Origin of the sequence: Evansella halocellulosilytica, from assembly GCF_002335745.1 — a bacterium.
Classification (GTDB): domain Bacteria; phylum Bacillota; class Bacilli; order Bacillales; family Salisediminibacteriaceae; genus Bacillus_CA; species Bacillus_CA halocellulosilytica.
On sequence record NZ_NIST01000001.1, the window covers coordinates 5,502,621 to 5,511,341 of the forward strand.

Genomic DNA, 8,721 nt, shown 5'->3' on the forward strand with positions numbered 1-8,721 from the left:
TTCACAAATATTGTTGCTATTTGCTTTTGGGTTGATATTGAAAGTGGAATCATTCATTCTATCCTTCGATATTTCGTCAGGAAATTTAGAGCTAAGTCCAATATAGGGAATCAGAGCTTTCTAATTTAAATGGCTTTTGGTCATCAATCTGAGTGACATAATTATCGTTTTGTGATTATTCATAAAGATAAACCCGCTTCACTCCAAACGACCAGAAGACTCTGAGAGGCTCAGAGTCTTTGAATATTTTACTTAAAGGGAACTAGACCGGCTTTTTCATCCTTTTACAAAGACGGTCTTAATTGAGGTGAAAAACTCAATCGCTGCCTGCCCTTGCTCACGTGAGTGTGAGCTCGATTGCTTCATTCCGCCAAATGGTGCTTGTAATTCAACACCAGCACTTTCCGCATTAATACGGACAAGCCCGGCATCCATATCATTTATAAACGAAAGCATATGAGAAACATTTGTCGTAAAAATAGATGCACTTAATCCGAATTTAGAATCATTGGCAACCTGTAAAGCTTCTTCCACTGTGTCAACTTTCATTAAAGTTAATACAGGACCGAATATTTCCTCTTGTGCAATTGCCATTCGACTGTTGACGTCTTCAAAAACAGCAGGCTGGACATAAAAACCATTTTTCATCCCTTCACTTTCAACCCTTTCTCCACCGTAAAGAAGGGTTGCTCCTTCTGTTTTCCCTTTTTCTATATAGGAAAGAATCGTGTTTAACTGGTTTTCGCTTGCACATGGACCCATCCACGTCTCTTGCTCTAGACCATTACCAACCTTTAGCTCTTTTACTTTAGCAAGGAGCCGTTCTTTAAACTCATCGTATACGTCACTTTGAACGATGACCCTACTCGTAGCAGTACACTTCTGCCCCGTAGACTTCAATCCGCCACTAATTGTCGCATCGACTGCTAAGTTTAAATCAGCATCATTAGCGACAATGACAGGATTTTTTCCGCCCATTTCTAGTTGATATTTGGCTCCACGGGCTAACGCTCCTTGACCGACTTGTTTTCCAACGACATCTGATCCTGTAAACGTAATTCCATGAATATCAGGGTGATCAATGATTCCTTGACCTATAACAGAACCTGCACCGTTGACCATATTCACAACGCCATCTGGAAATCCAGCTTCAGCAAAGCACTCAATCACCTTTGCTGCGGTTACTCCTGTTTCACCTGCTGGCTTTAGGACAACCGTATTTCCGTAAATAAGTGCAGGCGCCATTTTCCATACCGGAATGGCAACTGGAAAATTCCAAGGCGTAATCACGCCAACGACACCTAATGGAGTACGGCTTGTAAACATCAGTGCCTCACTATCTGTTGACGGGATAACATCCCCTATCTTCCTCATTCCTTCACCTGCATAATAGCGTAAGATGGCTACCCCGCGCGCTGTTTCCCCTTTAGCTTCTGGAAACGTTTTGCCCATTTCTTTCGTCATTGTTTCCGCGATCTCGTCTAGTCTGTTTTCAAGAATATTTGCTGCTTTATAAAGGAAATCGCCACGCGCAGCTCCCGATAAGTTTTTCCATTCTGATTGTGCTGCATTAGCAGCTACAACAGCTCGATCTAAGTCGTCCTTCGATGACTTTTGAACATATCCAACAATCTCCTGTTTATTTGCTGGATTAATGCTTTCAACACTTTCACCAGTGGAGCTAGGTTCCCAGGCCCCATTCACAAAGTTAAAATACGTCTTTACGTCAGTTGTTATATTCATAACCTACATCCTTTCCTTGAAATACTTTTGAACGGATCTTTTATTCAGTAAAGTGTCAAACACTAGATCGTCAATTTTTTTGCAATTTGAAATGCCTCTTTCACTGAATCATACTGTTCTTTACTTAACGGTAATCGTGGTGGTCTTGTCGGACCTGCTGGTTTCCCAGCTAATTCGACCATATATTTAATGTATTGTACAAGCTGAGGGGAAGCATCATAGCGATATAACGGTAACTGGTGCTTGTAAAGCTCCATCCCTTCTTGGATCTTTCCTTCACGACCTAGTCGAAACAGCTCTACACCTTCTTTCGGTAATGCATTCGGGACTCCTGAAATCCAGCCAGTAGCCCCTGCTAAGGCACCTTCAAAAGCAAGATCATCGACACCTACCATCACTTCAAGGTCTGTCTTTTCTAAAATCGCTTGTATGCGGCGAACATCTCCTGTGAATTCTTTTACCCCGACAATGTTTTCAAACTGATCGAGTTTGCTTAGTAATTCAGGGGTTAAATCTGTTGGATAATCTCTCGGGTTGTTATAAGCAATAATCGGGATCCCAACATCATTTAACTCTCTATAATGTTCAATAATTTCGTTTTCCAATGGTTTGTAATTGATTGGCGGAAGAGCCATAACTCCAGCTGCCCCTTTTTCTTTTGCGTGCTCTAACCAGTACACCGCTTGTTTAGTGGACGGGGCGGCAGACCCAACAACAACAGGGACACGCCCATTTGCTGCTTCAATAACTGTTTCTACTACTTTCGCTCGTTCATCCACCGTCATCGTCGCATACTCTCCTAGAGAACCCGCCGGCACAAGTCCATCTATCCCTTCTTGAATTAACCAATTACATAGCTCTTTCAAGCCTTCATAATCTACCTCATGATTCTTTGTAAATGGAGTGACAAGTGCCACATAAACGCCTTCAAATTTCGCCATATTCGTTTAACTCCTCTCTAGTTATTAACCTTATTTTCACTCTCAATTGAGTCATTTCATAAATTTAAATCATAATAGAATGACTTTACCTATTAGTCTCTATTTTGATTCGTACACTACTATTTATTAGCCAAGTAAAAAGCCATCCTTTAAAGGATCTGAAGGGTCCCTCATAAATTTATGAAGCCCGGTAATGGATGACTTTCCTTTAATACTAGGAACGATTGCTTCATATTTATCCACTTTTGTTTCTGCGAAAACTGTCCCTTCTAACTGACTGCTTACAATGCTTTCATGTACAAAAATACTTCCCTTTTGTAACTTCTTTCTTGCATATAAAGTCGCCATTCTAGCACATGTCCCCGTTCCACATGGTGAGCGATCCAATTGCCCATCAGCAAAGATCGTCACATTTCTCAACTCAGAATCCTCTCTTTTCGGGACATCTGAAATTATAACGCCATATATGCCCTTTAACTCTTTTTCAATCGGATGAACAACTTCTAGGTTTTTCTCAATAGACAACTTAATCTCTTTTCCAAAAGATTTCAGTTTATTTAATTGGTCTATCGTCACATTGACTCCGAGATCGTCTGCTTGAACAACTGCATAAAATGCCCCGCCAAATGCAATGTCTACTTTCAGAGAAGTTCCTCGTAAATGGACTGGGAAGTCAGGATAATACATAAATGATGGGACATTTTCAAAAGAAACTGCCTTTACAGTTGAGCCTTCGCAAAATGCAGTTGCCGTTACTTTTCCTGCAGGTGTATCAATGACATATGGAGAATCATGTTCTTTTTTCGGCAGTAACCCTATTTCAATTCCAGCAGTAACAACCGCAATAATCCCATGACCGCACATTGTACTGAACCCTTCATTGTGCATAAACAGAACACCAAAATCTGCACCCTCACTTACAGGAGATGTAATCACACACCCATACATCCCATGATGACCGCGTGGTTCATACATTAAAAACCGGCGAATGTCATCATGGTTCTCTCGAAAATATGCTCTCTTTTCTATCATCGTCTGACCTTTTATAGGAGGCAGACCACCTGTTATAATCCTTAACGGTTCCCCTGCAGTATGAGCGTCAACCGTTGTATACACTTTATTTATCTCCATTTTTCAACCACCTCCTACTGCATTGCTTTCTACCTTTTAATGATCTTCCATCGGAGGGATTAAAAGAAACCCTTCCCCGACTTCATCATTCTCTTGGACAAAAAAGCTATGAATCCCCATAATCCATGCAGATCCTGCTATTTTTGTGACCACCCCATTCGTATCACCTATTTTCGTTGTACTTACGACTCCTCCTTTAAAAAGGGAACCGACAATACTTTCGTGAACAAACTCTTCACCAATTTCAATTTCATTTTTGGCAAACAAGGCTGCTAATTTTGCAGAGGTTCCTGTTCCGCATGGAGAACGATCAATCCCTCCTGGTGGGACGACAACGGTGTTTTTCACATGAGCTAGATCATTCGTAACATTTTCTGTAAAAAATTCGATATGTGTTAACCCTTTAATGAACGGCTTTTCTGGATGAACAATATCGACAGTCGCATTAATTGTTTTTCTAATTTGAATTGCGAGATCAATAATTTTCCCAGCATTTGATGGGACGAGCTCAAGATTCAACAAGTCCGCATTCGTAATTGCATAAAAGTTACCGCCATAAGCGATATCACAGTGAACACTTCCGATTCCTTCAACGTTAACTTGAATTGATTCAATTAAGAATGAGGGAATATTTAAAAAACTCACCTCCGTCGCTTTCCCATCTTCAACCTCTACATTTACATCAACAAGTCCTGCAGGAGTGTCTAATTTAATATTAGTAATTGGTTCATTCACCGGTACCAACCCTGTTTCAATTAACGCTGTACAAACACCGATTGTGTCGTGCCCACACATCGGTAAATATCCACCGGTTTCAATATAAATGACCCCTACATCTGCCTGTGGATCACAAGGTTCGACTAGTAGTGCACCAGACATCACATCATGACCACGCGGTTCATACATCAATACTTTTCTAACCCAATCATGCTCCTCTTTTAAATGGATCATTTTTTCTGCCATCGTTCTACCTTTTAAACGAGGTACTCCGGATATGACTGTTCGTGTAGGATTTCCACCAGTATGTGTGTCTATGGTGGAAAACATATACTTAGACTTCATTCATTTTTCACACCCTCTCTGAATCGAACATGGGACAGAGGCGCTACGGGTATCGTCGTTTCCTGTTTTTCCATAATGAGCTCTTCTATTAACTTTCCCGTGATCGCTGCTAAGCTTATTCCATCCCCTTCATGACCGGCTGCAATATAAAAACCAGGTACTTCTTCAACATGGGAGATAATCGGCAAATGATCTGATGTCCATGGTCTTAACCCTGCATACGTACGTATAAAGTTAAAGTCAGCCATTTTCGGGTAGAATCTCACAGCTCTTCTTGCAATACAATGGACGATGTCCATATTGACTTTCGTATTAAACCCAACGAATTCACGACTGCTCCCTATTAAAAAATTCTGACTCTCAGTAGGTTCAAATACTAAAGCAACACCGAACTTCTCCGTTTCTCGATCAACTTTTCTAGTTCCACCAAATTTTGAGAGTAAATATCCAAATTCCATCACTTTTCGTCTCCCGACCGGCAGTTGTCTAGATGCAACAATAATATGTCCTTTCCTAGGCTGTATCGGGATATCAATTCCGACCATTTGTCCAATTCTCGGAGCCCAGACACCTGCTGCATTGACTACTTTTTCTGCTGTAAAAGAGCCATTGTTTGTTTGAATATGAAAGCCATTTCGACTAGACAACCTTCTTATTTCCGATACTTCCGTTTTCGTATATAAGTGTGCTCCATTTTTTTTCGCACGATCAAACAATGAGTAGGTTAATAAGTATGGGTTCACAGTGGAATCTGTTTGACATTCTAACCCTCCATATAAATCATCCGCAAAATAAGGTGACTCTTGTTTAATATCTGCACGATCTAACATTCGAAAAGGTAATCCCGCTTCTTTTTGACGACTCACCCATTGTTGAGCAGCATCCATCTCTTCATCACTTTCACAAACTAGAATGCTTCCTAATGCACGATATTCAAAAGGATGTTCCAGCTCATGACTCCAGTCATCCACTAACTTTTGACTAATGAGTGACATTTGACTATCGAAACCTGGATCCTTATCAATAGCTAATATATTGCCATCACAACGTGAAGACGTGCCACTTGCTAACTCCCCCCTTTCTAGGACCGTTACTTCTTTTCCTGATTTAGAGACATAATGGGCAATTGCAGCCCCGATTATTCCACCACCAATAACAACAACTTCTGCATGCGTTTGGTTCGCCAAGTCACACCCTCCACTCTATTGCCGACTATCGATACTCCGGGGAATTTCCACGATTCTTTTTCAATACGTTTCGAACAATCGGAATCATAAAAACGGGAACCGTAAGAAACACGAGACTCATTAAAATAGTTGAAACAGCATCTCGTACCGGCCTTCAACTTCATTATCTGATACTGTCCATACAAATACCGCTATCGGAAAACTATCGTCTCCATCATTGCTTCTGAAAATATCCCCTTCAAAACGAATACACATGAAAAGCGCAAGGCGCTCGCCTATCGGCGAAAAGCGCTGCCTCTTCCTCTTCTAGCATTGCTCTGTGGTTATATCCATTGAGGCAACTCGTAAGATAAGACCTTCGGCTAAAACCCCCTCGTTCTGCGGGAACGCCGAAGTCACCACATCCGTGTGGAAGCTCGTGTAGTAAACGCTCGTGCCTGAAGTCTAGACAGCATTCGAGAGATTGATATTTTATAAATTCTAATCTTTTTTTTAAAAATAACCCTGCTTTTATTTAAAGCAAAATTCATGCCAAGTTTTTGTTGATGGTGTGCTCACCTTTTCTCCACGACTGTACAGAAATCTAGACACTCACCGATTAATTGTGTATAATTTTCTATAAAGTTAAAAATAATCTTACAATTCATTTCCTTGGAGGGGATTTTGTTGGACTATCATTTACCACAAATAAGGGATATCCTTCAAAAAGATTTTTTCTATTGCGATTCAGTTGAGGTAGAAACACAGTTAGAGAAAGAAGCTCACGAGGATGTTGAAGTTTTGTTTTATCAGAGTGGTGATCAGCTATATTATTTATTAACGAAGATGGTCGACCAAACCTCTCATGATCTTCTACCAAGATTCCGCACGATAGCCATTTCGCAAGAGACCCCGATAGAGGAAATGATTAATAGTGTGATGGAAAATGATAAAATATTAGTGTTAGACGAGAGTAAGAAACCAATCGGTTATCTTTGCAGCTCTCACCTTTTAAAATCGATTTATAAAAGCTATCAATATTTACGTACATATTTTGAAACAATGCTCCGAACGACAGACGCCTCCATATCCATTATTGATAAAAACTTGAATACGATGGTCTGGACCAAAGGAGCTGAAGAAATATTCTCTATCAAGCAAGAGGAGATCCAAGGAACATCGATCACCGAACATTTTCCAATCGATATGCTTGAAATCATAAAAACATTGAAAACAGGAAAATCAGTGTACAAGCGCCAACATCAGCCACGACCAGACTTATTTGTTCTCATCAACACGAACCCCATTAAAGTCAATAATGAAATTGTCGGTGCTGTTGCTGCAGAAACCGATATTACGAGCCAAGTACGCCTCAACAAAGAATTGTTTAATGCCACAACGAAAGTATTGCACCTTGAACAGGAGATGGAAAAATTAAAACCATCCACCGATCCATTTCACCCTATTAAAGGAACGAGCGAGGTTTTAAAAAACACGAAGGAACGAATAGAAAAAATCGCTTCTACGAAGGCTACAGCACTCATCCTTGGTGAAAGCGGTGTAGGAAAAGAACTGTTTGCTAAAGCAGTCCATGATCTCAGTGAGTCAGCTAATGCGCCTTTCGTTCCAATTAATTGCGGGGCTATTCCGCCTTCATTATTTGAAAGTGAATTGTTCGGCTATGTAAAAGGCGCTTTTTCTGGTGCAGACCAAAGGGGAAAAAAAGGGAAAGTTGAAATGGCAAATGGAGGGACATTATTTTTAGATGAGATTGGTGAACTTCCACTTGATATGCAAGTAAAATTATTAAGGCTGCTTCAAGAAAAGAAATACTTTGCTGTCGGTGGAACTGAGCTATTAGAAGCTAATTGCCGAATCGTTGCAGCAACAAATCGCGACTTGACAGAATTAATGAAGGAAGGCAAATTCCGTGAGGACTTATACTATCGATTAAATATCATAACCATTAACATTCCACCTTTACGCGATAGAAAAGAAGACATTATTGAACTTACCCATTCATTTCTTTATGAATTCTCGGTTCGGTACAATAAAATGATTGAACATATCCCAAATTCGGTCATGCAAGAATTAATGCATTATCACTGGCCTGGCAATGTGAGGGAACTCCGAAATACTATTGAGAGATTAGTTGTGTTCTCTTCAGGTGAAAAACTTATAATCGATGACTTACCTTTTAAATCATCGGATCGTGGTGATGAAAAAGTCATCATGAAAACAGAAAAAAATGATGAAGATCACGTTAAAAGAGAATTTCGTAACATCTCACTCCCTCTCCAAAAAGAGCTGGATTTACACGAGAAACATGTTATTCAAAAAATCTTATACATGGAACGAGGAAATAAATTAGCAGCAGCAAAAAAGCTTGGCATTTCAAGAGCTACGTTATATAACAAGCTTAATAAATTGAATATTCACGAATGACCGATGGAAAGCCTCTTCTCAAGGCTTTCCATTTCATTTTCACTTTTTCTTAAGGCATAATGCTATTTTTCCCGTACCTTTTTGAACATCCTCTTTATGCAAGTTCAAAAAGGAGGACAAAAGAGCCAAGTAGATCAAGGCGACGAAGTTTTGAGGAGCGGAGCGTATCTTGGTCATACGTGAGTAACGGAAAAAGGAGTCAACGCAGAGGTACGAATGCTATTTTTCCCGGA

Annotated in this window: 6 protein-coding genes; 1 reads left to right on the plus strand and 5 read right to left on the minus strand. The window is 40.2% G+C overall.

What is annotated here, in order from left to right; all coding sequences use genetic code 11:
* Nucleotides 1–276: 276 nt before the first annotated feature.
* The 5 genes from gucD to CD001_RS25815 all read right to left on the minus strand — a co-directional run bounded on the left by gucD (nucleotide 277) and on the right by CD001_RS25815 (nucleotide 6,064).
* Complete coding sequence (gucD, locus tag CD001_RS25795; RefSeq protein WP_096190423.1) at nucleotides 277–1,743, minus strand: alpha-ketoglutaric semialdehyde dehydrogenase GucD; 1,467 nt, start codon at nucleotides 1,741–1,743, stop codon at nucleotides 277–279.
* Between the two features lie 62 nt (nucleotides 1,744–1,805).
* Entirely contained in the window at nucleotides 1,806–2,684 is an 879-nt protein-coding gene (locus CD001_RS25800; protein ID WP_096190424.1) for a dihydrodipicolinate synthase family protein, read from the minus strand.
* Between the two features lie 126 nt (nucleotides 2,685–2,810).
* Nucleotides 2,811–3,815 (minus strand): proline racemase family protein, encoded by a 1,005-nt coding sequence (locus CD001_RS25805; RefSeq protein WP_096190425.1) that lies wholly within the window; start codon nucleotides 3,813–3,815, stop codon nucleotides 2,811–2,813.
* Nucleotides 3,816–3,851: 36 nt separating this feature from the next.
* Nucleotides 3,852–4,877: a proline racemase family protein gene (locus CD001_RS25810; RefSeq protein WP_096190426.1), complete on the minus strand. Its 1,026-nt coding sequence runs from the start codon at nucleotides 4,875–4,877 to the stop codon at nucleotides 3,852–3,854.
* Complete coding sequence (locus tag CD001_RS25815; RefSeq protein WP_096190427.1) at nucleotides 4,874–6,064, minus strand: NAD(P)/FAD-dependent oxidoreductase; 1,191 nt, start codon at nucleotides 6,062–6,064, stop codon at nucleotides 4,874–4,876. The genes CD001_RS25810 and CD001_RS25815 overlap by 4 nt, the downstream gene beginning before the upstream one ends.
* 666 nt (nucleotides 6,065–6,730) lie before the next feature.
* On the opposite strand from CD001_RS25815, the gene CD001_RS25820 reads away from it, so the two are divergent.
* The gene (locus tag CD001_RS25820; RefSeq protein ID WP_257009950.1) at nucleotides 6,731–8,488 is read left to right on the plus strand and encodes a sigma-54 interaction domain-containing protein; all 1,758 of its coding nucleotides are present in this window, start codon (nucleotides 6,731–6,733) and stop codon (nucleotides 8,486–8,488) included.
* Nucleotides 8,489–8,721 lie beyond the last annotated feature (233 nt).

Coding starts and splice junctions, on each gene's coding strand:
- gucD (WP_096190423.1), bottom strand. CDS start 1,743: ATGAATATAACAACTGACGTAAAGACGTATTTTAACTTTGTGAATGGG.
- CD001_RS25800 (WP_096190424.1), bottom strand. CDS start 2,684: ATGGCGAAATTTGAAGGCGTTTATGTGGCACTTGTCACTCCATTTACA.
- CD001_RS25810 (WP_096190426.1), bottom strand. CDS start 4,877: ATGAAGTCTAAGTATATGTTTTCCACCATAGACACACATACTGGTGGA.
- CD001_RS25805 (WP_096190425.1), bottom strand. CDS start 3,815: ATGGAGATAAATAAAGTGTATACAACGGTTGACGCTCATACTGCAGGG.